The organism is Aliarcobacter cibarius, from assembly GCF_013372265.1.
Taxonomy (GTDB): domain Bacteria; phylum Campylobacterota; class Campylobacteria; order Campylobacterales; family Arcobacteraceae; genus Aliarcobacter; species Aliarcobacter cibarius.
Window position 1 is genome coordinate 2,251,937 of sequence record NZ_CP054051.1, and the last position, 24,037, is coordinate 2,275,973.

Here is a 24,037-nt window from a genome sequence, read left to right on the forward strand (position 1 = left end):
TTTATTAATAGTATATTTAAATGGGGGTTAAAGTATGTTAAATCAATTTTTTTGAATAACAACTCTAATAACACTAGCTTCACCTTGATGCCCTATTCCTTCATCTAAAATTGTTATCTCTTCTGTAATCTTTTTTCTACATAATTTAAAATAGTTTTCAAAATCCTCTTTTGTATAAAGTAAATCTATATCTTTTGGTCCACCACTATTATAATTTAATTGATTTATTGAAAAAAATTCTGCAGCAAAGTAACCACCTGAATTTAAAGAATTTTCAATTTTTCTAAATAATTTTTCTCTTTCATTTTTATGCATATGCAAATACGAAGCAACTATAACATCATATTTTTCATCTGTTTTCCAATAATTTAAATCCATACAAACTGTTTTTATATTTAAATTCTCATTTTTCGACCATTTTTCAAGTTTTTCTAAACCTAAATTTGATGTATCAATAGCAGTTACATCTAAACCATTTTTTGCAAAAAATATCGCATTTCTTCCCTCCCCTTCACCTAAACAAAGAAGTTTTTGATAATCTTTAAATAATTCTAAGTTTGATGCTAAAAATTTATTAGGATTTGTACCATAAAAGAAATCTTGATTTGAAAATTTATTATTCCAAAATTGTTGTTGAGTCATATTCAATCTCCTTATTTATTAATTTATTATACTATTTTTTTACTAAATGCAACTAAGTTGCATTTAAACTTCTCTAATTTATAATTTCGAAATGCGACTTAGTTGCAAAATATTACAAAGGATATAAAAATGATTAAAAAAACACTAATCTCAACACTTTTACTACTAGGAACAAATGCTTTATCAAACATTAATGTAACAACTACAATTTATCCACTATATAATATTGCCAAAGAGGTAGGAACAGATAAAATTAAATTGAATAATCTTATTCCATTTGGTATAGAAGCACATGGTTTTGATCCAATAGCTAAAGATATGACCATACTATCTAAAACTGATTTATTAATTTCAAGTGGTGATTTAATGGAGCCTTGGAAAAATAAAATAGTTTCATCTTTAAAAATAGAAAATAAAGTATTTGATATGAGTAAACATGTAAAACTAATAGAAATAGAAGAAAAAAATCATAATGAGCATGACCATGAAAAAGACCACAATCACAATTCAAATATTGATCCACACTATTGGGTTAGTTTAAATAATTACATTTTAATGACAAAAGTTATAACTCAACTTTTTATTGAAAAAGACCCAGTAAATAAAGATATTTACAAAGAAAACTCTGATAAATATCTACAAAAAATTGAAGCCTTAAAAATAAAATATGATACAAGTTTAAACAGTTGTAAGAATAAAAAAATCTTAGTAAATCATAATGCTTTTGGATACTTTGCAGATGAATATGATGTAAAACAATATAGTATTTCAGGGCTTACACCAGAAAGTAAACCTTCTGCTAAAGTTGTAAGCGAACTTATAGACTTAGTAAAAAATGAAAAAATAAATACTGTTTTTTTTGAAGAGTTTGCAAGTCCAAAAGTTGCACAAACAATTGCAAAAGCAGCAAATGTAAAAATAGATACATTAAGACCAGCTGAAAATATTTCTAAAATAGAAAATGAAAAAGGATATGGTTACCTTGAAATTATGGAAGATAATTTAGAAAAATTAAAGTTTGCTATGGATTGTAAATAAGCTATGAATAAAAAACTTATAGAAATTTGTGATTTAAATTTTGAAAATATTTTGTCAAACATCTCATTAGAAATTTTTGAAGGTGATTTTATAGCAATAGTTGGTTCAAATGGAGGAGGAAAAACAACTTTTTTAAAACTGCTTTTAAATATATTAAAACCAAATAGTGGAGAAATTCAATATTTTGAAAATATAAAAAACAAAATGGGGTATGTACCACAAAATGCTACTGCAGTAGATGTAATTTTTCCAGCTACTGTTAAAGAGATTTTAGAAACTGCTTTTATAACTAACTCTTCAATATTAAAAAAGATTTCAAAAATTGAAAAAGATTATTTAAAATTTTTAATGCAAAATTTTGAAATTACAAATTTAAATTCAAAACTATTTGCTGAACTATCAGGAGGACAAAAGCAAAGAGTAATGATAGTAAGAGCTCTAGCAAATAAACCAAAGATTCTTTTTCTAGATGAACCAGATATGGGGCTTGATAAAATATCTCAATCAAAATTTATAGATAATCTAAACAAAATAAATAAAGAAAATAAGACATCTATAGTCTTTATAACGCACCACTTAGGAATGATTGAAAAATATATTACAAAAACTTTTTGCATAAATGGGATTTTAAAATAATGGAAATTTTTCAATATGAATTTATGATTAATGCTTTTATAGCAGGTATTTCAATAGCTATATTAACCTCAACTCTTAGTCTTTTTGTAGTTGTAAAAAGATATGCAATGTTATCAGATGCTTTAGCACATATCTCTTTATTAGGAGTTGCTATTGGATTTTTATTTCAAATTTCAACCATATTTACAACAATTATAATCTCAATTATTGCTTCAATAATGATTGAATATTTAAGAAGTTATAAAAAACTATATTCTGATTCTATGCTATCAATATTTTTATCTTCTGCACTTGCATTTTCGGTTATTATTGTTTCATTATCAAACTCTTTTAATACATCTTTATTTGATTATCTTTTTGGCTCAATTGTTGCTATTACACACGAAGATATTTTAACAATTTTAATATTTTTTATATTAACTCTTATATTTATGATTATCCATTATAAAAAACTTTTTCTTATCTGTTTTAATGAAGAGTTAGCAATATCTGCTGGAATAAATGTAAGATTAATAAATCTAATATTTACTGCTTTAATTGGGGCTTTAGTTGCAATTTCAATTAAGATAATTGGGGCATTACTTATTGGAGCAATTATGATAATTCCTGTTGTTAGCGCTCTTTGTTTAAAAAAAGGATTTAAAATAACTTGGATTCTATCAACTTTATTTGCTATTTTAGGTGTAGTGATAGGATTATTTTTATCTTTTTATATCTCAATTCCAAGTGGGGCAACAATTGTTATCGTTTTACTTTCAATATTTATTTTAACACTTATTTTTTCTACAAGAAGTAGGTGACGCTACTTCTTTTCTATATCTTTTATACTACAATCTGTTGTTACCTTATCAATTAAAGTTATGTACCAACTATTTTCTATATAAGATAGATAAAGTACAATATTATTTGTAATAATTAATTTGTAGCTATTTTTTAAAATATTTTTTCTATCTTCAGCAATAGATAATTTATCTGATAAATTTTCAAAATTCTTTACTAAAAAAACTCCATCTTTTTCCCAACCATAAAGTGAATCATTCTCTGAAGCACAATTAAATTTTATTTCGTCAAACAAAATAATATTTGAAGCTATATAATCATCAATTTCTTCAATCTTTGTATCATATTTTAAAGTTATATTTTCATTTTCATCATCGACAAAAATTTCATATAACCCAAAATTTTTATTTATATATGAATCATTTATTAATGTTAAGTTTGAACTTTGTATTAAAGATAAAAGATTATTAACTCTATTAATTAATTCATTGTATTTTTTATCTTCAATCTCTTTATCTTTTAAAACTTTAGCCTTATTTTCTTCAATTTTTAGTTGTTCACTGTTTCTTACACATGAGCTAAATAAAATAGTAATTAACATTAAAAAAATAATATTTCTCATTTTTTATTATCCTCTATTTTTATTTTTATAATACAAATTTTTATCTTAAACTCTATTTTTAATTATCTTTAGGTAAAATGTTTATTATTAATTTTTAAATACAGGAAATAATAGAATGACTGAATCAAAATATATATGGATGGATGGAGAGTTCACTCCATGGCAAGATGCAAAAGTTCACGTATTAAGCCATACTTTGCATTATGGAAATGGTGCTATTGAAGGTACAAAAGCTTATAAAACTGTAGATGGAAGATGTGCAATATTTAAATTAAATGAGCATACTCAAAGACTTTTAAATTCTTCTAAAATGACGTTAATGAATGTTCCTTTTTCACTAGAAGAGTTAAATAATGCTCAAGTTGAATTACTACAAAAAAATGAATTAACAAATGGTGCTTACATCAGACCACTAGTATATTTAGGATATGGAGTAATGGGACTTTATCATAAAGATGCACCTGTAAAAGTTTCTATTTCTGCATGGGAATGGGGTGCGTATCTTGGAGAAGAGGGGCTTAAAAAAGGTGTTAGAGTTAAAATATCATCATTTACAAGAACTCCAAATACTTCAGGTATGGGAAAAGCAAAATCAGTTGCAAACTATATGAACTCTCAAATGGCAAAATATGAAGCTGTTGAAGCAGGTTATGATGAAGCTTTATTAAGAGATGATCAGGGATACATTGCTGAAGCTTCTGGAGCTTGTTTCTTTATTGTTAAAGATGGAAAACTTATATCTCCTCCAAATGACAACTCTTTAGAGTCTATTACTCAAGCAACAGCTATTCAATTAGCAAATGACATGGGAATAGAAGTTGTTAGAAGAAGAATAACTAGAGAGGAAATTTACGTAGCAGATGAAGCTTTCTTTACAGGAACAGCAGCTGAAATCACTCCAATTAGAGAAGTTGATGCTAGAATTATTGGCGCTGGTTGTAGAGGACCAATTACAGAAAAAATCCAGTCTGCATATTTTGATGTAGTTACAGGTAAAAATCCTAAATATACTAAGTATTTAACATATATTAACTAATTTTTAGTAGGATTGGTAAAAAATAAAATAAGGAAAGATATGCCTATAGACAACGATTATTTTAAGAATAGACAACAAAATAATACAAATAAACCAAATGGCGGTGGGAATTTTCAACCTCCATTTGAAGCTCCAGAGTTTTTCAAAAATTTTGGTAAAAAAGCTGGAATGCTTTATGTGGTAATTATAATTATTGGTGCATTGTTTTTGTTTAAACCATTTGTTATTATTGAATCAGGACAAGTAGGGATTAAAGCAACAACAGGAAAATATGATAAAGAAGCTTTAAATCCAGGTTTCCATTTCTATATTCCAGTAATACAAAAAGTTATTGTAGTTGACACAAAAGTTAGACTTTTAACATATATGAACACTCAAACTGTAGGTTCTTTTGACCAAAGTATCAAAAACAACCCTGCAATTAATGTACTTGATTCAAGAGGTTTACCAATCTCTATTGAATTAACTGTTCAATACAATATCATTGCAAGTGGTGTTCCTGAAACAATTGCAACTTGGGGACCATCTTGGGAAGATAAAATTGTAAATCAAGTTGTTGGAGAAGTTGCAAGAAGTGTTCTTGGTGGATACAATGCAGAGGTTCTTCCAATGAAAAGAAATGAAGTTGCTGAAAGCCTTGATAAATTAATTAAAGAAAAAGTAAAAGAAAGATCTAAAAATGCTGTTATTGTTGAATCAGTACAGTTAAAAGAGATAGTTCTTCCAGAAAAGATTAAAGAACAAATAGAAAAAGTTCAAATTGCAAATCAAGAAGCTGAAAGAGTAAGATATGAAGTTCAAAGAGCTAAACAAGAAGCTGAAAAAAGAGCTGCTTTAGCAACTGGAGAAGCAGAAGCTAAAAGAATTGAAGCTCAAGGTAAAGCAGATGCTGTGACAATTGAAGCTAAAGCTCAATCTGAAGCAAATAAAGTTATCGCGGATTCTTTAACTTCAAATCTATTACAAATGCAACAAATTGAAGTTCAAGGTAAATTTAACGAAGCATTAAGAGAAAATAAAGATGCTAAAATTTTCTTAACTCCTGGTGGAGCAACTCCAAATATTTGGGTTGATACAAAAGATAAAAGTAGAGATGCTGTAGTAAATCAAAAGTAATTTGACCTGAAATAGGGAAGGGATTGTTTATGAAAATTTTTTTAATGATTTTTATAATCTTCTCTCCTATTTTTGCAAAAGATATAAAATTAGAAAATCAAGAAAAAATAAAATCTCCAAAAGAAACTAAAAAAAATCTGGTAAATTCAAAACAAAAAATAGATGAACCAAAATCTATGGTTTTTAAAGATACTCCCATTTTAAATATTTTGGAGATAAAACCTTCATATACAGAAGAAAAATATAATTTAAGTAATAAATATGCTCCTATATTAAAATATAATAATGGCAATGAAGATTATGATTTAGATTATAAGTTAGGACTTGAATATGAACTTAACGAAGAAACAGGAAAACTTGAAAAAGTAAAATTTGATGTAGAAACAAAATTTAAAGGTATAAATTAATGCAACAATTAAATAAAATTGATTGGGAAAAAATAGACAACTTGATTCCAGTAGTTACTCAAGATAGTACTACAAACGAAGTTTTAATGCTTGCATATATGAACAAAGAGGCTTTAGAATTATCTCTTAAAACAGGTTATGCTCATTATTTTAGTAGAAGTAAACAAAGAATTTGGAAAAAAGGTGAGAGTTCAAACCATACTCAAAAAATAGATGATATTTTAGTAGATTGTGATAATGATACGATTTTGCTAAAAGTTACACAAAATGGTGTAGCTTGTCATACAGGTAGAAAAACTTGCTTTTTTACTAAACTTGAATCAAATGAAATAGTTGAAGATGTAAAAATCAATACAACATCTGCATATGGAATCGTTGATACACTTTATCATACGATACAAGAAAGAAAAAATGAAGATACAACTAAATCTTATACTTCAAAGCTATTAAATGGTAATCAGAATTCTATGCTTAAAAAAATTGTTGAGGAAGCAGGGGAGTTTTGTTTTGCAATCAAAGATAACAATACAGATGAAGCAATATACGAAGCAGCTGATATTACGTACCATGTACTAGTGGCACTTGCAAGTAAGAATATAAGTCCAGATAGAGTAAAACAAGAACTTGCAAGAAGATTTGGGATTTCTGGGATAGAAGAAAAGAATTCAAGAAAAGTTTAGAAAATTATTAAATTTTCTTATACAACTAAGTTGCATTTAATACTTACTTGTTATAATTCCAACATTAAAAAACAATTAAAGGAGTTATTATGACAAATAGTTGTCAATGTTGCTCTAAAAAAATTCCTATATCAAAAGTTTTTTGTTCTGCTGAATGCAAAGAGAACTTTTTTCAAAAAATTGCAATCTCTGTACCAAAACCTTTTGTAAAAAAATTATATTTTTTCTGTAACGAAGAGCAAAAAGAGACTGAGATCAAATCATTTGCCAAAAGACATAACTGGCATGAAGAATTAGTACTTGAAAAAGTAGAAGAATTATTTCAAGAGTATTATAAGTGTGGCTGAATAAAATTTAGAACCCATATTTAGTTAAAAAGAGGAGGAGTTTTTATACTTCTCCTCTTTTTTTATTTAGTTATTTACAACCACATCCTGTTCCACATCCACCACTTTTTTTAGCCTCATGTTCAGCTTTTATTTTTTGTCCTTCAGGAGAACATGCACTTACTCCTGCTGGCATAATTGGTTGGATTGCCTCATTTGAAACATCATTACTTTCTTGAGAGTCTAACATAACTATTAATTTTTCAGCAGCCATCATATATCTTTTTGCTGTGATTGATTCTGGTTCAAAATAAACGATTGGTTTTCCACTATCACCACCTCTTCTTATAGCTGGTTCAATTGGTAAACTTCCTAAAACTTGAGTTTTATACTCTTTTGCTAACTCTTCACAAGTTCCTTTATCAAAAATATCACTTTCTGTATTACAATTTGGACAGATAAATCCACTCATATTCTCTATAATTCCAGCTGTTGGAATATGTAGTTTTTGAAACATATCTAAAGATCTTCTACTGTCATCAAGTGCAACATGTTGAGGAGTTGTTACATTTATTCCCGCACTTACAGGTACACTTTGAGCAAGAGTAAGCTGTGCATCACCTGTTCCTGGAGGCATATCAATAAATAATATGTCTAGTTCTTCCCATAAAATATCTCTTAAAAGCTGTTGGATTGCCTTCATTATCATAGCACCTCTCCAAATAACAGCTTCTCCTTCTTTCATTAAAACACCCATTGACATAATATCAACTCCATAGGCATTTAAAGGTTTTGCTTTATTTCCTACAACTTCAACTTCTTTTCCATTAACTCCCATCATTCTAGGAATATTTGGTCCATAAATATCAGCATCCAATATACCAACTTTTTTACCTTGCATAGCTGTAGCAATAGCTAAATTAACAGTTGTTGTTGATTTTCCAACCCCACCTTTTCCTGAACTAACCATAACTATTTTTTTAATTTGAGGAGCTATATTTTGTCCACTTACGCTGTTACTTTTTTGCACTTCTTCTTTTGGTTTGTTGAAAAATAAAGTAAGGTTTAAATTAGGTAGAACTTTTGGAATTTCTCTTCTTAATTCATCTTCAACATCTTTTGAAGTAGAAGTTATATCTAAATAAATTGTACAATTTTCATCTTCTACTTTTATATCTTTTACAAATCCAAAATCAATTATAGACTTTGAAAAGCCAGGATATTTAACATTTTCTAAAGATTTTTTAATATTTTCTATATTCATAAATCATTCCTTTTTTTGATCTGTTAAAATTATATTTTAAATAGGATAATTTTTGTCTTAAATAACATATATATAATCTTCGTATCTTAGTCAAAAAACAATTAAACTACTATATAATTATCTATGAATAGAAGTCAAAATTTGATACAATTTTACTAATTTTAAACGAGGAACAATAAATTGAAAATAAATGATGATGAGGATGATTTTTTATTCTTCTCAAAAAATGAAATTGAAGAGAAAAATCACATTTACGAAATTTCAAAAATAATCACAAAATATAATATTTTAAAAGATGAAAATGAATTAATAGGGCCAAAAGAAAAAAATCACCTTCATATTATAAATTATGCATTAAGTTTACAAAAACAAGGAATAAAATTACCAACAGATTTACAAAATCTATTTTTAAACAATATAACACTAAAAAGAGATATAAATCTTTATCTTGAAAAAAAATTGTCTAACCTTGTGACAGATGATACAAATCATATTCTAAAAGATATAAATATATTAGTCTCTATAACCGCAATTGGTTCTACTGAAAATATTTTAGATTCATCTTATAACTATAATTTAAAAGCAATATCAAATCTTTTTAGATTTTATGAAACTAATTTACTAGATTTTTTTAAAAATAATGCCAAACTTTTTGATGTATCCTTTGACACATATATGATTCTTCTAAAAACGTTGTTTCAATTGTCAATTGTTAATTCTACAAATATTTTAAGAAATCGTTCAATACATAATATCCTGGAACTAATAACTGAAAGTGTAAATATAGTGAAGTACACTATTCTTTTAAATAATATTCAATTAAGTAGAATTAATACTCTTCTAGGAAGATATTTATATATGTTCTCTCATCTTGAAAAAATTCAAATTGATTCAAATGATTTGAATAATACTTTTGATGAATTCCTATTATATTTTTATAGACAAGAAGATGGTTTTGAATTAGCAAAGAATAATAATTTTGGATTTGAAAATGAACTTGATTATGAGACAGAATTTTTATTATTTAAAAATTATTCAGCTATTTTTATCTTAAAACTAATTAAAAAACTAAAGAATATTGATTCACAAATTTATCTAAAAAATCATCTGTTTAGAAAAATTATTTCGTCATTCTATAAAAGATTTTCTTTATTTGAAAACAACTTAATATCAAAAGATTTTGAAGTAATAAAAACTGATTTATTAAATTGTTTAATTCTAAATTACACTTCAGATATGACTTTTGATAAAAAACAAAATTATTGTTATGTTTTAGAAGATTTCATTCTAAACGAGAACAAACTAAATAACAAAAATATTGAAACTATTTATAGAATTTTGTATTTCGCAGACGATATTGAAGAATTTAAATATTCACATATAGTAAATATTTTAACAAATTCAAATCCAATAAGAAACGGTTACCAAGAATTTTTCAAACTATCCATTCTTGATTTATATGTTTCAAAAACGATGAAAAAAACTTTAGTTAAAGATGAAGATATAGCTCTTTTAGAAAAAATAGTAGCTTATTGTATGAATAATAATGCGGATATACATCTTCGTTCTATTTTAACAAAAATATATCTAAATATAGGAACTCTATTTTGTATAAACAAAGTAAAAGATGAAAAGATAGAAGAATTATATATTGTATCTTTATTAATTAATAGTTATGACATTATAGAAAATAATTACTCGAAACAAAATTTAGCTATTATTAAATACCTTAAAATCTTATCTAATGAGATTAATACTAAATTAATAGAAAACTATTTTAACAAAGTTGTTACTAAACTTGAAATATTATGTGGTCATTTTTTTGCAAAAAATTCAACTAAAGAGCAAAAAATTATTTTCATAAAAGATGTTTTAGTAAAACAACTATTCTTTAATATTGTAGATATAGAATTTAATGACGGTTCAAAAACATTTGTCAATAAACTAGAACTTGAAGATTCCACATATATAATTAATTCTAGAGATAGTGCAATATTTTTATATATAAAAATAAATGAAGAAATTTTTAATAAAATTTTTAATTCTTCAAAACTCTTTATTCAAGACAAGCTAGAAAAAGTATTTGAAGAAACATCAAAAATCTCTGCAAACTACTATTTAGATGATGATTTAGTATTTTAAGGAAAATTATATGAAACAACAATTAATAAAAGAATTAAATAATCTTCCAGAACTTCCTACATATATTATTGAACTAAACGAATTTAAAAATGAAGATAGCATGGACACACAAAGACTAATGAAGATTCTTCAAAAAGACCCTTTGATAGTTGCTAATATTCTTAAAATCTCAAATTCTAGTATGTTTGGATTTAGATCAAAGGTAGATACTTTAAGTAGGGCTATTAATTTATTAGGTACAAAGTTTATTATCTCTATTGCAATCGGTTCAAGTATTGCACATAATTTAAAAGCAAATTTAGTTGCATATGCAGCAACAATTGAAGATTTTTTGTTTATTAGTTCTCTTGCTAGTAATATTATTAATACTTGGGTAGAAGAAATTGATACTAATTTAAAAGAAGAGTTATTACTTCCTGCATTTTTACAAGAAGTAGGGAAATTTATAATCTCAACAGTAATTCAAGAAGAAAGAAAGACTGAAGAGTTTTTAAAAGAAATTGAAGAGTCAAAAGATATTTCATTGGTTGAAGAATCCTTCACTGGTTATTCTTGTGCAAGAATTACAGCAAATATTTTCAAAAAATGGAATTTAAATCATAATATAATCTTTCCAATAGCATTTACATTAGATATAAATAATTGTCCACCTTCTTTTAAGCAAAAAGCTCAAATCCTTCAAATTATAAAAATATTATGTGATATTAGATATCCACTTAGTGATGAAAATGTTGAAAAAGCATTAAATAAAGTTGTACTTTATAACTTTGATGTTGATAAATTCTTAAATTCTATAGAATCTATAAAATCTACTATTTTCAAGAATTCTTAAGTTCTATTAAGTAACAATTAGCTAAAATTTGTAACTTTTTTACTCAAAGGATAAAATTGCTAGATGTTACTTTAGTAGTACTATGTGCAGGAAATTCAACTAGATTTGATAAATCTTGTAAAAAACAATGGTTAAGAGTTGATAATGAGCCATTGTGGCTAAATGTTACAAATAGATTAAACTCTTTTTCTAACTTTTATCAAACTATTGTTGTTTCTCATAAAGATGAATTAAACTATATGCAAAATTTCAACGATGATTATATCTATGTTGAAGGTGGAATCTCTAGACAAGAATCAATAAAAAATGCTTTAAAAGTTGTAAAATCAAAATATGTAATGATAAGCGATGTAGCAAGAGCTTGTATACCAGAACTTGTTGTAAAAGAACTTTTACAAAACAAATCAAAAGCTGATTGCATTGTACCTATTTTAGATGTTAGTGATACGGTTATTTATGAGAATAACACTATAAATAGAGATGAAGTAAAACTAATACAAACTCCTCAATTATCAGTTACACAAATTTTAAATAATGCGTTAAATACTAGTATTGAATTTACAGATGAAAGTAGTGCAATTAAAAACAGTGGTCACCAAGTTTTTTATATAAAAGGTGATATTTCTAGTAAAAAATTAACTTTTGGTGATGATATAAAACAAATTCCTTGTCTAAAAGAGCCTTCTAATCTCTTTTTTACAGGAACTGGTTTTGATATTCATGCATTTGAAGATAACAAAGAAATGTTTCTAGGAGGAATTAAACTTCCTTACGAATACGGATTTAAGGCACATAGTGATGGAGATGTTCTAATTCACTCTCTAATAGATGCTCTTTTAGGAGCTGCTGGAGCTGGTGATATTGGAGAGTTTTTTCCTGATACAGATGATATTTATAAAGGTATTGATTCAAAAATACTTTTAGAAAAAATTGTTAATTTTATATATAGTGTGGGTTATGAGATAGTAAATATTGATTTAACAATAATTGCTCAAAAACCAAAAATCAACCCATTTAAAAACGATATTAAAAGTTCTATTTCAAAACTTTTAAATCTTTCAAAACAATTTATAAATATAAAAGCTACAACAGCTGAAAAACTTGGTTTTATTGGAAGAGAAGAGGGCGTTGCAGTACAAAGTATTGCTAATTTAAAATATTATAATTGGATGGAAAAATGAATATATTAATTATTGAAAATGAAATTTATTTAGCACAAAAAATTGTCTCAAGATTACTTGATGACGGACATAGTTGTGACTATGTAGAAAGCATAAATATTGATAATTTAACAAAAGATTATGATACAGTTTTAATCTCAACTTCACTACCATCTGCTATTTATAAAGCAATTATAAAAAAGTATGCTACTAGTTCAATTATATTACTTTTAGTTTCGTATATATCTGATGAAACTGTAACAGAGCCTATTAAATTAGGAGCTAAAGATTATATTATGAAACCATTTTTAATGGATGAATTAGTAAGAAAAATTTATCATTATAAAGATTGTAGAAGTATGAGAAGAGAACTTTCTGTTTTAAAAGAGTATTTTAATTTTACAATGAGTGATATTGATTCAAGTTCAATAACATTACCTTTATCTTTCCCTATTTTAATTGAGACAAATTGTCAAAGTTATTCTGACAAATTAGTTTTTCAACTATCAAATAAATTAGATTTACCTATTAGCTTTATCTCGCTAGCTTCTAGTAATTGGCAAAAAAGTTTAGCTAACTTAGATGATAAAATAATAATCTATCTTACAGATTTCCATGTATTAAAAAGAAACATAAAAGATCAGCTTATTAAACAAATTGCTGATAAACATTGTGTTATTTCTACTCTTGAAACAGAAGACGATTTTCCATATAGAAAGATTGTGTTTAATAATGATAAAAAAATGCTAGATAATACACAAATCATGTCAATAAATGATTATGTAAAACTTATGGTAACTACTTATCAAAATAAATATCCTGATACTGAATTATCAAAAAAACTTGGAATTTCAAGAAAATCTCTTTGGGAAAAGAGAAAAAAACTTGAAATAGAAAAGAAGAAATAATGAAACTTAGAAAATTTTTCTTAACTGTTGGATTTAGTGGACTTAGTCCAAAAGCACCAGGAACTGTTGGTAGTTTCGTATCACTTATTTTAGGATTATTTTTATTAGAGATTATGCATCCATCAACTCTATTTTTATTATCACTTTTAATAACAGTGATTGCTGCTAAACAAATAGATATTTATGAAAAAGAAATTGGTATCCATGATAGTAGTGAAATAGTAATAGATGAACTAGCCGGTATGTGGTTAACTCTTTCTATTTGTGGATTAACTAGTGAAAATATTCTTTTTACTGCCCCTCTTGCTTTTATATTTTTTAGATTATTTGATATATATAAACCATCAATTATTGGTAGAATTGATAGAAATGTTAAAGGTGGTCTAGGAGTTATGGGAGATGATGTTATTGCTGGAATTTTTGCTGGAATCTGTACAGCTTTATCGTGGCAATTAATAGATAAATTTATAATCTAAATTTTAAAAGAGCATAATATAAAATTATGCTCTTAATCTTTATATAGCTAATTTTATTTAGCTGCTTCTACGTCAACTTTGATTTTTACTTCTTCAGAAACTGCTACTCCACCTAATTCAATAGCTTTGTTCCATTTTAAATCAAAATCTGTTCTATTGATTTTTCCTTCAAGTGAAAAACCAACTTTATTCCCAATTACAGCAATATCTTCAACATCTAAGACTACTGGTTTAGTAATTCCTCTAATAGTTAAATTTCCTGTCATTTTTCCCTCATCACCATCTGCTTTATAAGATGTCATCTCAAATATCATTTTAGGAAATTTCTCAACAGCAAAGAAATCATCACTTTTTAAATGAGCATCTCTTTTTTCAATTCCAGTATCAATCGATGTTGTATCAACAGTTGCACTAAATTTTTTAAATGTTTTTGTTACTTCATCAAAATCAATAACAGAATTATATGCATTGAACTTACCATGAACATTTGTAATCATCATATGCTTAACAGTAAATCCAACATTTGTATGTGCATTATCAACCTTATATTCAGTTGCAGTTAATAAACCTACAGTTAAAAATAATGTTGCAGAAACTTTCGATATTAAATTCATTTTATTCTCCTTAATGTAATTTGTTATTAATCTTAATGTTTTATAGTTAATACTAAATTAATCATTTAATCCTTTTTTTACTGCCAGATAAAAAATTGTTGGAATTATAAAAAGTGTTAAAAATGCAGAACTAACCATTCCACCTATCATTGGAGCAGCAATTCTTTGCATAACTTCACTTCCAATAGAATTAATATACATAATAGGAATAAGTCCACCTAATATTGCAAAAAGTGTCATCAATTTTGGACGAAGTCTTAAAACGGCACCATGATAAATTGATTCTCTTAATGCCAAATCTGTTTTTTCTTTAATATGCTTATATGCTTCATCTAAATAAAGCATCATAACGATAGAAGTTTCAGCAGCAACTCCTAAAAGTGCCATAAATCCAACAACTACTGCAATTGAAATATTAAATCCTAATGCATCAATATAAAATATTCCTCCACTAAGAGCAAAAGGTAGAGTTAAAAATATTATTAATGTATATTTTAAATCTTTTAATGCCATATAAATTAAAATAAATATAAACATTAAAACTATTGGGATAATAAATGTCAATTTATTCATTGCTTGTTCTAGAAATTCACTTTGACCAGACCATTCAAAATAGTAACCATCAGATAGTTTTATATCTTTTAAAAGTTCATTTGTATCATCTTTGTACTGTTTTATAGAATAATCTGCTTTTGGACTAATATAAACATATGCAACTTTAAGAGCTTTTTCTGATTGAATTATAGATGGACTCTCTTCATATATTAAAGTTGCAAAAGTCTTAAGTGGTTTAAACCCTAAATCTGTTTTAATTTGAAGATTTTCTAATACTTTTATATCTTCTCTCTGATTTGATTGATACCTTAAACTTATAGGATATCTTTCTAAATTATCTAAAAATAGAGTTAATTGTTCAGCACCAACTCCTAAACTCAAAGTCTCTAGAATAGTATTTTTACTTATGTTATATCTACTTAAATTTTCTTCATTTATTTTTATATTTAAATAATATCCTTGATTTATTTTATCTGCACTAACACTCATAGTGCCTTCATATTTTTTCAAAATATTTTCTATTTTTGAGCTTTCTTCTTGTAAAATTTGTAAATCTTTACCATACAATTTTATTCCCAAAGGTGTTCGAATACCAGTTAAAAGCATATCAATTCTACCTTTAATTGGATATGTCCAGGTATTTATAAGTCCTGGAATTTGAAGTTTTTTATCCATTTCTTCAATTAATTTTTTATATGTCATACCTTCTCTCCACTCATCTTGTGGTTTAAAAGTAATAATAGTTTCAAGCATTGCAAGTGGTGCAGGATCAGTTGCAGTAGCAGCTCGTCCTGCTTTTGCAAAAGCATTTTTTACCTCAGGAAAAGATTTTATAACCATATTTGTCTTTTGTGCCAACTCTTTTGCTAAATCAGCTCCTATTCCATATGGAGTTACTGGCATATACATAAAAGTTGCTTCATTTAGTGTTGGCATAAATTCCCATTTATGTTTTGAATATACATAAATAGAAAAAATTAAAATTATAAAAAATATAGTAACCACTATGTATTTGAATTTTAAACTCAATTTTAAAAGAGGTGAATAGATTTTTATGAAAAATCTATTTAAAATATTTTTATCCTCTTTTATTATTTTACCTTTTATAAAATATATCATTAAAATTGGAACTAGGGTGATTGAAAGTATTGCTCCACTTAGCATTGCAAATGTTTTTGTAAAAGCAAGAGGTGAAAATAGTTTTCCTTCTTGTCCACTAAGTGCGAATATTGGTAAAAAGGAAACTACAACTAAAAGTAGGGCAAAGAAAATAGGTCGCCCAACTTGTTTTGCCGAAGATAAAATTATATTTATTCTTTCTTCTTTTGTAATATTTTCTCTTCCTTGAAGATGTTTATGCGCATTTTCAACCATTACAATTGTTGCATCAACCATTGCTCCAATTGCAATTGCAATTCCTCCCAAACTCATAATATTTGAACCAATATTAAATAGTTTCATAAATAAAAAACTTATCAATACTGTTAAAGGAAGTGTAATTATTATAATTAATGCACTTCTAAAATGAAATAAGAATAGGGCAATAATTAGTAATACAATAATAGATTCTTCAATCAATGTTCTTTTTAAAGTATCTATAGCAGCATCTATTAAAGAAGTTCTATCATAAACCTCAACAACTTCAACATCATCAACATTAAGTGAATTTAATTTTGCTTTTACATTTTTGATTACACTATGAACATCTACTCCATATCTAGTAACCACTATACCACCAACAACTTCACCTTCACCATTTAACTCAGCAACTCCTCTTCTATCATTTGAAGTTAAATTTATTTCTGCTATATCTTTTATTTTTAAAGGTACATTATTTTGAGTTTTTATTGTTATATTTTCAATATCTTTTTTTGATTTTAAATAGGCTCTTGCGCTAATAATTTGTTCGTATCCATTTTCAAGTATTACTCTAGCTCCACTATCATTGTTGTTTCTAGTAATTACTTCTTTTACTTCTTCTATACTTAAATCATATTGCACTAATCTATCTTGATTTATTGTAATCTCATAATTTCGAACATATCCTCCAACTGATGCAACTTCACTAACTCCATCAACTCCTAAAAGTGCAAATTTATAAAAGTAGTCTTGTAAAGTTCTAAGTTCATCTAAACTTCTATTTTTTGATTTTAGTGCATATTCATAAGCCCAACCAACACCTGAAGCATCTGGACCTAATTTTACTTTTGCTAAAGAAGGGAATGTTCCTTGTAATGTTGATAATTGTTCTAAAATTCTACTTCTAGCATCGTATAAATCAACTCCATCTTTAAAAATTACATATATCATAGAAGTTGAAAAGCTACTCATAGCTCTTATAGTTTCTATTTTTGGAAGACTCATAAGATTTGAAATTAATGGATATGCTATTTGCTCCTCTATTGTCTTTGCACTTTGATTTTGCCATTCAACTTCAATTATTACTTGATTTGCAGATAAATCTGGAATTGCATCTAAACTTGTATTTTTTATAGCATATATTGAACCAAAAGTTAGCAATATAGTTATAAAAATTACAATAAAACGATTTTTTACACTCAGGTCTATTATTTTTTCAACCATTCTTACCACTCCTCATCAGAGGCTTCATCATAAAGTCTATTTGTCATAGCATCTGCATCATATAAGAATAGGGCATTATTTATAACCTCATCATCAATATTTAATCCACTTAAAATCTCATATCTATCACCATTTAATCTTTTTGCTTCAATTTTTTTAGGAGTAAATTGCCCATTTTCTTTTGGAATAAATACATAATAATTTTCTGATTTTTTTATAACTGCAGTTTTTGGTAAAACTAAAATTTCCTTACTCTCTTTTTCTATTTTTACTTTCCCAAACATTGAAGGCAAAATTTTATTTTGTGAATTTTCTATAACAAATCTTATATCTACTGTTTTTTTCTCTTCATTAAAAACTGGATATATAAAATCAACTTTTGCTGAAATTGGATTTTCTACTCCATCAAGTTTAATTATTGAATTCATATTTGGTTTTATAAAATTCAAATCTTCTTGGTATATAGAAGCTACAAACCAGATATCTTCCAATGATGAAATCTGAAATAGAGTTTTTCCTTTTTCAACATAACTTTTATTATTTATATTTTTTTGTGTGATTATTCCAGAAATAGGGGAATTTATAACTATTTCATTGTTTATAAACTTTGAATTTTTTATATCAAAATTTTCTAATTTACTACTTGCTTTATCATATAAATTTTTATTTAAATCCTTTGCTATTTCAATTTCAGCTTTTATTGATGCAATATCACTTGAGTAAATAGTATATAAACTTTCACCTTTTTTAATATTCATATAATTTTTATTTGCATTTAAATTTGTAATATATCCATCAAATCTGCTAACAATATCTATAGTTTTACTCTCATTTAATTTTGTAATCCCATAAAACTCTTTTGATTCTTTAAAACTCTCTTTCTTTACTTTTACTTTTTCAATATTAAAAAGTTGTTTAGCATCTATTAGATTTGAATTAAGAGTTATAGCTATAAATATTAGAGTCAAAAATATCTTTTTCATTTTACACCTTTATTTGAATAATATATCAATTCACTGTAGTTTTCGAAATATTTTTCAAGTTGTTCACTTGCTTTTATTTCATAATCAATCAATTCATTCAAGCTACTTAAGTTCTCTTTTAAACTCTCTTTATCAAATTCAATAAACTCTTCTAAAACTTTCTGCATTTTCTTTTTTAAGGGTATTATTTTCTCTTCTAATATTTTATAGTTAGTTTTATATTTATCTAAATAATTTAAATAAATGTTTGTTTGTAATCTTAAATTGTGAAATTGACTATCTAATTTATTATTAGTTTCATTTGTATTTAAATTTGCTTTTAATTTATTAATATTTTCTGTATTATAAATTGGTAGTGGCATAGATACTGTAACATTTGCATAATCTTGTTCTTTATTTTGCATATATTCTAAAGCTAAAGTTACATTTGAAAATTTCTTTGCTTCTTCTAATTTTGCTGTATCTTTATATTTTTGACTTGTTGTTTGAAGTGTCTGTATCTTTGGATGAAATATTAACGCTTCTTCTACTTTTTGTTTATTTATATCTTTTATATTTAAACTTTCATCAATTTTATCTATCTTTTCATAACTCAGTTGCTCTAAATTTAAATATAAATTATCTTTTGTAGTTTTAAGCTCGTTTATTTGCATTTGCAAATCATATTTTGATATTTGTGTATTTAATATCTCATTTAAAGATGCTTTGTCATATGAATATAGTTTTGTATAAAGTTCTTCTAAACGATTTAGATTTTTTTGATACTCATCTAGTAATTTTAATCTATTCTCTAAAATTAGAATTGTGTAAGAATATAAATATATTTTTGATTCAAATTCTAATTTTTTATCTTCTAAAGCTTGTTCTTGTAATATCTTCTCTTTTTTCGCAATACTCTCTTCAAGCTCCAGCTTATTACCAACAGGTATAGCTTGAGATAACTCAATACCATACTCTTTTTGGTCATTTATATAGTTTTTATTCAACATAATATCGTTTGCTTTAAAACTTAACATTGGGTTTTCCCAATTCTTTGCTTGCTTTATTTGAAAGTTAGCAATTTGAATAGAATTTTCAAGACTTTTTATATCAAAATTATTTTGCAAACTCTTTTCAACTATATTTTCAATGGATGTTGAAAATAAAGAACTAGCAAGTATTAGTGGAATAAAAACTAATTTTTTCATTCTAAAAACTCACACTGCTTTTTACAGAGTGAACTTTATCATCTGCTGTTTTGAATTTAATATTGTATTGCCATGTTCCATCCATACAAAAATTTATTGTAAATCTATAAACTCCATTTTCAAATTTTGCTTCACCTTCATGTTCCATATAAGGCATACCTGGCATCTCTGGCATAAAAAATTTAGCTTTTAATTTTGCGTCATTTACCTCTTTCCCATCTTTTGTAATTTTTGCAAAGAACTCATTACTTCCTGCACTAAGATCTCTTTTACTTGTAAGCTCTATTGAATATCCATCAATACTTAGATTCTCTTTCATTGGTTCAGCTTTTAAAAAACTTACAGCTAAAAATAGTGTAAAAAACACTCTAATGATATTTTTCATTTCATTTATCCTTTTTATTTTTAATTTTTGTAAATCTACCAAAGTTTATGTGTAGTTTATGTGGATACTTTATAAACAAATAGTATTAAATTTAACTATTTAATAATAAGATTTCATATATAATAATCTTTATCCAAAAGTTTATTTCCTTAACGAAATAACAATATTAATTAAGGTCGCAAATGAATCGTGTTATTCAAATAAAAGAATTCTCATATTTACTAAAAGTAAATAAAAATAAAATCGTTGATGATTGGTTAGGAAACGAGTTAGTAAAAGATATATTTCTTACTCATCAATATGTTCTTACAACTGAACAAAAAAAAGTTTTTTATGACATCTATGAATTTATTATAGGTTCTATGCAGTGGGATTTAAATGTTTCGGATGTATCAATTAAAAGTAGACTTTTAAATATTTTAAATAAAGCATCTTTTAGTACAAATGATTTTTTTACTCTTTTTGCTTCATTAAAAAATTCAATTATTCTATTTTTTAATTTAGAAGGTTTACTATCATTTAATCTTCTTAGAGATATTGAAAATAATTTTTTAGCAGTTGCTAAAGACCTTTTTATACTTTATGAACAAATTAATGATTCAAATTCTATTCCAAAAGATGATAATACAAATCTGTTAAATGAGTATAAAAAAGCTGTTGACTTAAGTAACATTGTGTCAAAAACTAATCCAAAAGGTATCATAACTTATGTAAATGATAAGTTTTGTGAAATTTCTGGATATAGAAGAGAAGAGCTAGTAGGTAAACCACACAATATAGTAAGACATCCAACTATGCCAAGTAGTACTTTTCAAGAACTATGGAATACTATAAAAAATAAGAAAAGTTGGAGTGGGTTAATTACTAATCTTAAAAAAGATGGTAGAAGTTACACCGTTTCATCAACTATAGTTCCTATTCTAGATATAGATGGTGACATAGTAGAGTATATTGCAATAAGAAATGATGTAACAGACTTTGAACAAGCAAAAGAGCAGCTAAGTACTCTTAATAAAGCTATGAAACATAAAGTAGATGAACTTTATTCTATGGCACAAACTTTAGAGCAACAAGCTTCTATTGATGTTTTAACTGGTGTATTTAATCGAATGAAATTTGAAGAGTTTTTTGAATTTGAATTACAAAAAGCAAAAATGCAAAGAAATCCACTGAGTATAATACTTCTTGATATAGATGATTTTAAAAATATAAATGACACTTTTGGTCATGATATTGGGGATGTAATATTAAAATCTATTACAAATCTTATATCTTCAAATATTAGAGCAACTGATACTGTTTGTAGATGGGGTGGAGAAGAATTTGTAATTTTACTTCCTGGAACTCATTTTGAAAAAGCAAAATATGTTGCCAACAACTTAAGAAAAATAATAAACGAACATAAGTTCTCTGTTGTTCCAAAGGAGGTTACTTGTAGCTTCGGTGTAGCTTCATTAAACGATGATGACCATAAAGAAAGTTTATTTAAAAGAGTGGATATGACTCTATACAGAGCTAAAAATAGTGGTAAAAATATTGTTATTGGTGAAGAGGAACTTTAAAAATTTAATATAAATTTTGTTCCATTATATTCAATTGATTCAACATCTATTTTTATATTATATGTTTTACAAATCATATTTACAATATTTAGCCCCAAACCAAAGCCACCACTTTGGTTTGTTCCTCTGTAATATCTATTAAAAATATCTTTAATCTTATCCTTTGACACTCCAATACCTGTATCTTTTATTATTAGCTCTCTATTTTTAAAAATAATATCTATATTTCCATCTATTTTGTTATATTTTATAGCATTTGAAAATAGGTTATTAAAAAGTCTTATAAAATCATCTTTGCTTATTTCATAAAAGAATTCTTCTAATTGTAAATCTATTTTTAATTTTTTTCTTGCAATCATTGGCTCAAAACTTATAATCTCTTGCTTTATAATCTTTGATAAATCTATTTTATCAAAACTCTTTTTTTCAATATTTCCTAAAAAAATATAAGTTAAGTCTTTATAAATTTCACTAACTCTTTTTGCACTAAATTTTATTCTATTCAACTGTTTTTGAGTTAAGTTATCTCCTTCACAAGACATAATTATTGCACTTATTGGTGTATTTAATTCATGTGTAGTATCTTTTATAAAGTTATTTAGTCTTTCTCTTTCGTTTTTTATTGGTCTTAAAAACATTTTTGCCAAAGACCAACCAATTAAAGTAATAATTGAATAAAATATAAAAAATATAAGAACTATATTTAACTTTAAATTGGATATTTTTTCTTTTAAACTATTATCTTTTAGAACTATATACCAAATACCCAAATGTCCAACCGTAGAGCTATCAATAATAATTAGTTTTTCTTCATCATTGTAAAAATTTTGTTCAAAACTAAAATCTCCTTCTAAATTTCCAAATAGAAAATTCTTATCTTTATCATAAAAAGATATTTTGTATTCTTGATTATTTAAATAACTCTCTTTATTAAAAATTCCATTTAACATGTGAGAAACTATTATCTCATTTGATGCTTTTGAAATTATATTTTGCATATTTGATTTTGCTAAATCTATATAAAGCGTTTTTTCATTTTGATAATAAAAGAATAGGGCAATTAACATCAAAATAAAAGAAGATCCTAAATAAAGCCCTAAGAAACTAAAGAAACTCTTTTTTTCACTATTTGTTAAATCTATATCCAACTCCTCTTATGTTCAATATCTTATCTTCACCTAATATTTTCCGCAAATTTTTTATATAAGTTCTAATTGTTGAACTCTCAACACTATCTTCATATGACCAAATATTATTTGTAAACTCTTCAATACTTATAGTTTTTTTCGAATTATTTAATAAATAAGCAAGTATTTCTGACTCTTTTCTTGAAATTAAAAAACGCTCATTATTTAAAATTATCTCTAAATTTTGTAAATCTAAGTAGCTCTTTTCATCTATTTTTATAATTTGTCTATCTATATTAAAAAGCCTTTTTATGTTATTTATTCTAATATCAAGCTCTTTTAGCTCAAAAGGTTTTTTAATATAGTCATCGCATCCACTATCAAATCCTTTTTGCATATCTTCAACCATATTTAAAGATGTTACAAATATTGCAGGTGTTAAAATATTATTTTTTCTTAATTCTTTTAATAATTCAAAACCGTTTAAATCAGGAACATTTACATCTAAAATTAGTAAATCGAAAGTCTCAGAATATAGATATTTTATTGCTTCATTAGAAGTGAAAGTTGTAATAACTTGGAGTTTTTGATTTGTTAAGTGTTCTTCTAGAATCTCATTTAGTATCAAATCATCTTCGAGAAGTAATATTTTCATATTAGCATAAAAAAAGGGGCCTTTAAGCCCCTTACAGTCTTAGAAATTTCTTCTTGGTCTGCTGTCTCTTGGTTTGTCTTCTTTTGGTTTAGCTTCATTAACTCTTAATGTTCTACCTTCAGTTTCTTTACCATTCAATGCTTCAATAGCAGCATTTCCAGCAGCTGAATCTTCCATCTCAACAAAAGCAAAACCTTTTGATCTTCCTGTTTCTTTGTCCATGATAACTTTTGCGCTTTTAACTGCACCAAATTTAGCAAAAGTTGCTTCTAAATCTTTATCGTTCATTCTGTACGATAAATTACCTACGTAAATATTCAT

General features: G+C 25.8%; 25 protein-coding genes. 14 read left to right on the plus strand and 11 right to left on the minus strand.

Features of this window, described 5'->3' with window-relative positions:
* Positions 1–42: 42 nt before the first annotated feature.
* Complete coding sequence (locus ACBT_RS11280) at positions 43–642, minus strand: SAM-dependent methyltransferase (protein WP_024774346.1); 600 nt, start codon at positions 640–642, stop codon at positions 43–45.
* A gap of 129 nt (positions 643–771) precedes the next feature.
* Here ACBT_RS11280 and ACBT_RS11285 point away from each other — a divergent pair, with 129 nt between their 5' ends.
* The 3 genes from ACBT_RS11285 to ACBT_RS11295 are packed head-to-tail and all read left to right on the plus strand — an operon-like array spanning position 772 to position 3,116.
* Positions 772–1,680 carry a metal ABC transporter substrate-binding protein gene (locus ACBT_RS11285; RefSeq protein ID WP_024774345.1) on the plus strand — a complete coding sequence of 303 codons (909 nt, stop codon included), beginning with the start codon at positions 772–774 and terminating at the stop codon, positions 1,678–1,680.
* A gap of 3 nt (positions 1,681–1,683) precedes the next feature.
* Positions 1,684–2,316, plus strand: a complete 633-nt coding sequence (locus ACBT_RS11290) for a metal ABC transporter ATP-binding protein (protein WP_024774344.1) — start codon at positions 1,684–1,686, stop codon at positions 2,314–2,316.
* The gene (locus ACBT_RS11295) at positions 2,316–3,116 is read left to right on the plus strand and encodes a metal ABC transporter permease (RefSeq protein WP_051429927.1); all 801 of its coding nucleotides are present in this window, start codon (positions 2,316–2,318) and stop codon (positions 3,114–3,116) included. Before ACBT_RS11290 ends, ACBT_RS11295 begins: the two co-directional genes overlap by 1 nt.
* 2 nt (positions 3,117–3,118) lie before the next feature.
* Here the strand turns inward: ACBT_RS11295 and ACBT_RS11300 are convergent, their stop codons facing one another.
* The gene (locus ACBT_RS11300) at positions 3,119–3,718 is read right to left on the minus strand and encodes a hypothetical protein (protein WP_024774342.1); all 600 of its coding nucleotides are present in this window, start codon (positions 3,716–3,718) and stop codon (positions 3,119–3,121) included.
* A 115-nt stretch (positions 3,719–3,833) separates the two neighbouring features.
* Between ACBT_RS11300 and ACBT_RS11305 the strand changes: the two genes are divergently transcribed.
* The 5 genes from ACBT_RS11305 to ACBT_RS11325 all read left to right on the plus strand — a co-directional run bounded on the left by ACBT_RS11305 (position 3,834) and on the right by ACBT_RS11325 (position 7,304).
* Positions 3,834–4,754 carry a branched-chain amino acid transaminase gene (locus ACBT_RS11305; protein ID WP_024774341.1) on the plus strand — a complete coding sequence of 307 codons (921 nt, stop codon included), beginning with the start codon at positions 3,834–3,836 and terminating at the stop codon, positions 4,752–4,754.
* A gap of 39 nt (positions 4,755–4,793) precedes the next feature.
* Positions 4,794–5,870 carry a prohibitin family protein gene (locus ACBT_RS11310; RefSeq protein ID WP_024774340.1) on the plus strand — a complete coding sequence of 359 codons (1,077 nt, stop codon included), beginning with the start codon at positions 4,794–4,796 and terminating at the stop codon, positions 5,868–5,870.
* Between the two features lie 29 nt (positions 5,871–5,899).
* Positions 5,900–6,277, plus strand: a complete 378-nt coding sequence (locus ACBT_RS11315; protein WP_024774339.1) for a hypothetical protein — start codon at positions 5,900–5,902, stop codon at positions 6,275–6,277.
* The gene (gene hisIE, locus ACBT_RS11320) at positions 6,277–6,957 is read left to right on the plus strand and encodes a bifunctional phosphoribosyl-AMP cyclohydrolase/phosphoribosyl-ATP diphosphatase HisIE (RefSeq protein ID WP_024774338.1); all 681 of its coding nucleotides are present in this window, start codon (positions 6,277–6,279) and stop codon (positions 6,955–6,957) included. The genes ACBT_RS11315 and hisIE overlap by 1 nt, the downstream gene beginning before the upstream one ends.
* 89 nt (positions 6,958–7,046) lie before the next feature.
* Complete coding sequence (locus ACBT_RS11325; RefSeq protein ID WP_024774337.1) at positions 7,047–7,304, plus strand: hypothetical protein; 258 nt, start codon at positions 7,047–7,049, stop codon at positions 7,302–7,304.
* Between the two features lie 70 nt (positions 7,305–7,374).
* Here the strand turns inward: ACBT_RS11325 and ACBT_RS11330 are convergent, their stop codons facing one another.
* Positions 7,375–8,547, minus strand: a complete 1,173-nt coding sequence (locus tag ACBT_RS11330) for an Mrp/NBP35 family ATP-binding protein (protein WP_024774336.1) — start codon at positions 8,545–8,547, stop codon at positions 7,375–7,377.
* A gap of 180 nt (positions 8,548–8,727) precedes the next feature.
* Between ACBT_RS11330 and ACBT_RS11335 the strand changes: the two genes are divergently transcribed.
* Genes ACBT_RS11335 through ACBT_RS11355 form a run of 5 tightly spaced genes read left to right on the plus strand, consistent with a single transcriptional unit; the run spans position 8,728 to position 14,065 of the window.
* Entirely contained in the window at positions 8,728–10,689 is a 1,962-nt protein-coding gene (locus ACBT_RS11335) for a hypothetical protein (protein ID WP_024774335.1), read from the plus strand.
* A 10-nt stretch (positions 10,690–10,699) separates the two neighbouring features.
* A complete protein-coding gene (locus ACBT_RS11340) occupies positions 10,700–11,521 on the plus strand; it encodes an HDOD domain-containing protein (RefSeq protein ID WP_034218397.1) in 822 nt (273 codons plus the stop codon).
* A gap of 56 nt (positions 11,522–11,577) precedes the next feature.
* Entirely contained in the window at positions 11,578–12,702 is a 1,125-nt protein-coding gene (locus ACBT_RS11345) for a bifunctional 2-C-methyl-D-erythritol 4-phosphate cytidylyltransferase/2-C-methyl-D-erythritol 2,4-cyclodiphosphate synthase (protein ID WP_024774334.1), read from the plus strand.
* The gene (locus ACBT_RS11350; protein WP_024774333.1) at positions 12,699–13,589 is read left to right on the plus strand and encodes a DNA-binding transcriptional response regulator; all 891 of its coding nucleotides are present in this window, start codon (positions 12,699–12,701) and stop codon (positions 13,587–13,589) included. The genes ACBT_RS11345 and ACBT_RS11350 overlap by 4 nt, the downstream gene beginning before the upstream one ends.
* Positions 13,589–14,065 carry a phosphatidylglycerophosphatase A family protein gene (locus ACBT_RS11355; protein ID WP_024774332.1) on the plus strand — a complete coding sequence of 159 codons (477 nt, stop codon included), beginning with the start codon at positions 13,589–13,591 and terminating at the stop codon, positions 14,063–14,065. Before ACBT_RS11350 ends, ACBT_RS11355 begins: the two co-directional genes overlap by 1 nt.
* Positions 14,066–14,118: 53 nt before the next feature.
* Here the strand turns inward: ACBT_RS11355 and ACBT_RS11360 are convergent, their stop codons facing one another.
* From ACBT_RS11360 to ACBT_RS11380, 5 genes are read right to left on the minus strand one after another with little or no spacing between them, the layout of a single operon-like run.
* Entirely contained in the window at positions 14,119–14,679 is a 561-nt protein-coding gene (locus ACBT_RS11360; protein ID WP_024774331.1) for a YceI family protein, read from the minus strand.
* Positions 14,680–14,736: 57 nt separating this feature from the next.
* Complete coding sequence (locus tag ACBT_RS11365; RefSeq protein ID WP_024774330.1) at positions 14,737–17,817, minus strand: efflux RND transporter permease subunit; 3,081 nt, start codon at positions 17,815–17,817, stop codon at positions 14,737–14,739.
* A gap of 2 nt (positions 17,818–17,819) precedes the next feature.
* Positions 17,820–18,800, minus strand: coding sequence for an efflux RND transporter periplasmic adaptor subunit (locus tag ACBT_RS11370; protein WP_024774329.1), 981 nt, complete (start codon positions 18,798–18,800; stop codon positions 17,820–17,822).
* A complete protein-coding gene (locus tag ACBT_RS11375; RefSeq protein WP_024774328.1) occupies positions 18,797–19,987 on the minus strand; it encodes a TolC family protein in 1,191 nt (396 codons plus the stop codon). The genes ACBT_RS11370 and ACBT_RS11375 overlap by 4 nt, the downstream gene beginning before the upstream one ends.
* A 1-nt stretch (position 19,988) precedes the next feature.
* A complete protein-coding gene (locus ACBT_RS11380; RefSeq protein ID WP_024774327.1) occupies positions 19,989–20,372 on the minus strand; it encodes a FixH family protein in 384 nt (127 codons plus the stop codon).
* A 182-nt stretch (positions 20,373–20,554) separates the two neighbouring features.
* On the opposite strand from ACBT_RS11380, the gene ACBT_RS11385 reads away from it, so the two are divergent.
* On the plus strand, positions 20,555–21,934 hold the full coding sequence (locus ACBT_RS11385) for a sensor domain-containing diguanylate cyclase (protein WP_024774326.1): 1,380 nt from the start codon (positions 20,555–20,557) through the stop codon (positions 21,932–21,934).
* Here the strand turns inward: ACBT_RS11385 and ACBT_RS11390 are convergent.
* The 3 genes from ACBT_RS11390 to ACBT_RS11400 are packed head-to-tail and all read right to left on the minus strand — an operon-like array spanning position 21,931 to position 24,037.
* A complete protein-coding gene (locus ACBT_RS11390) occupies positions 21,931–23,082 on the minus strand; it encodes a sensor histidine kinase (RefSeq protein WP_157833396.1) in 1,152 nt (383 codons plus the stop codon). The genes ACBT_RS11385 and ACBT_RS11390 overlap by 4 nt on opposite strands.
* Positions 23,060–23,716: a response regulator transcription factor gene (locus tag ACBT_RS11395; RefSeq protein ID WP_024774324.1), complete on the minus strand. Its 657-nt coding sequence runs from the start codon at positions 23,714–23,716 to the stop codon at positions 23,060–23,062. The genes ACBT_RS11390 and ACBT_RS11395 overlap by 23 nt, the downstream gene beginning before the upstream one ends.
* Before the next feature lie 39 nt (positions 23,717–23,755).
* Positions 23,756–24,037 (minus strand): RNA recognition motif domain-containing protein, encoded by a 282-nt coding sequence (locus ACBT_RS11400; RefSeq protein ID WP_024774323.1) that lies wholly within the window; start codon positions 24,035–24,037, stop codon positions 23,756–23,758.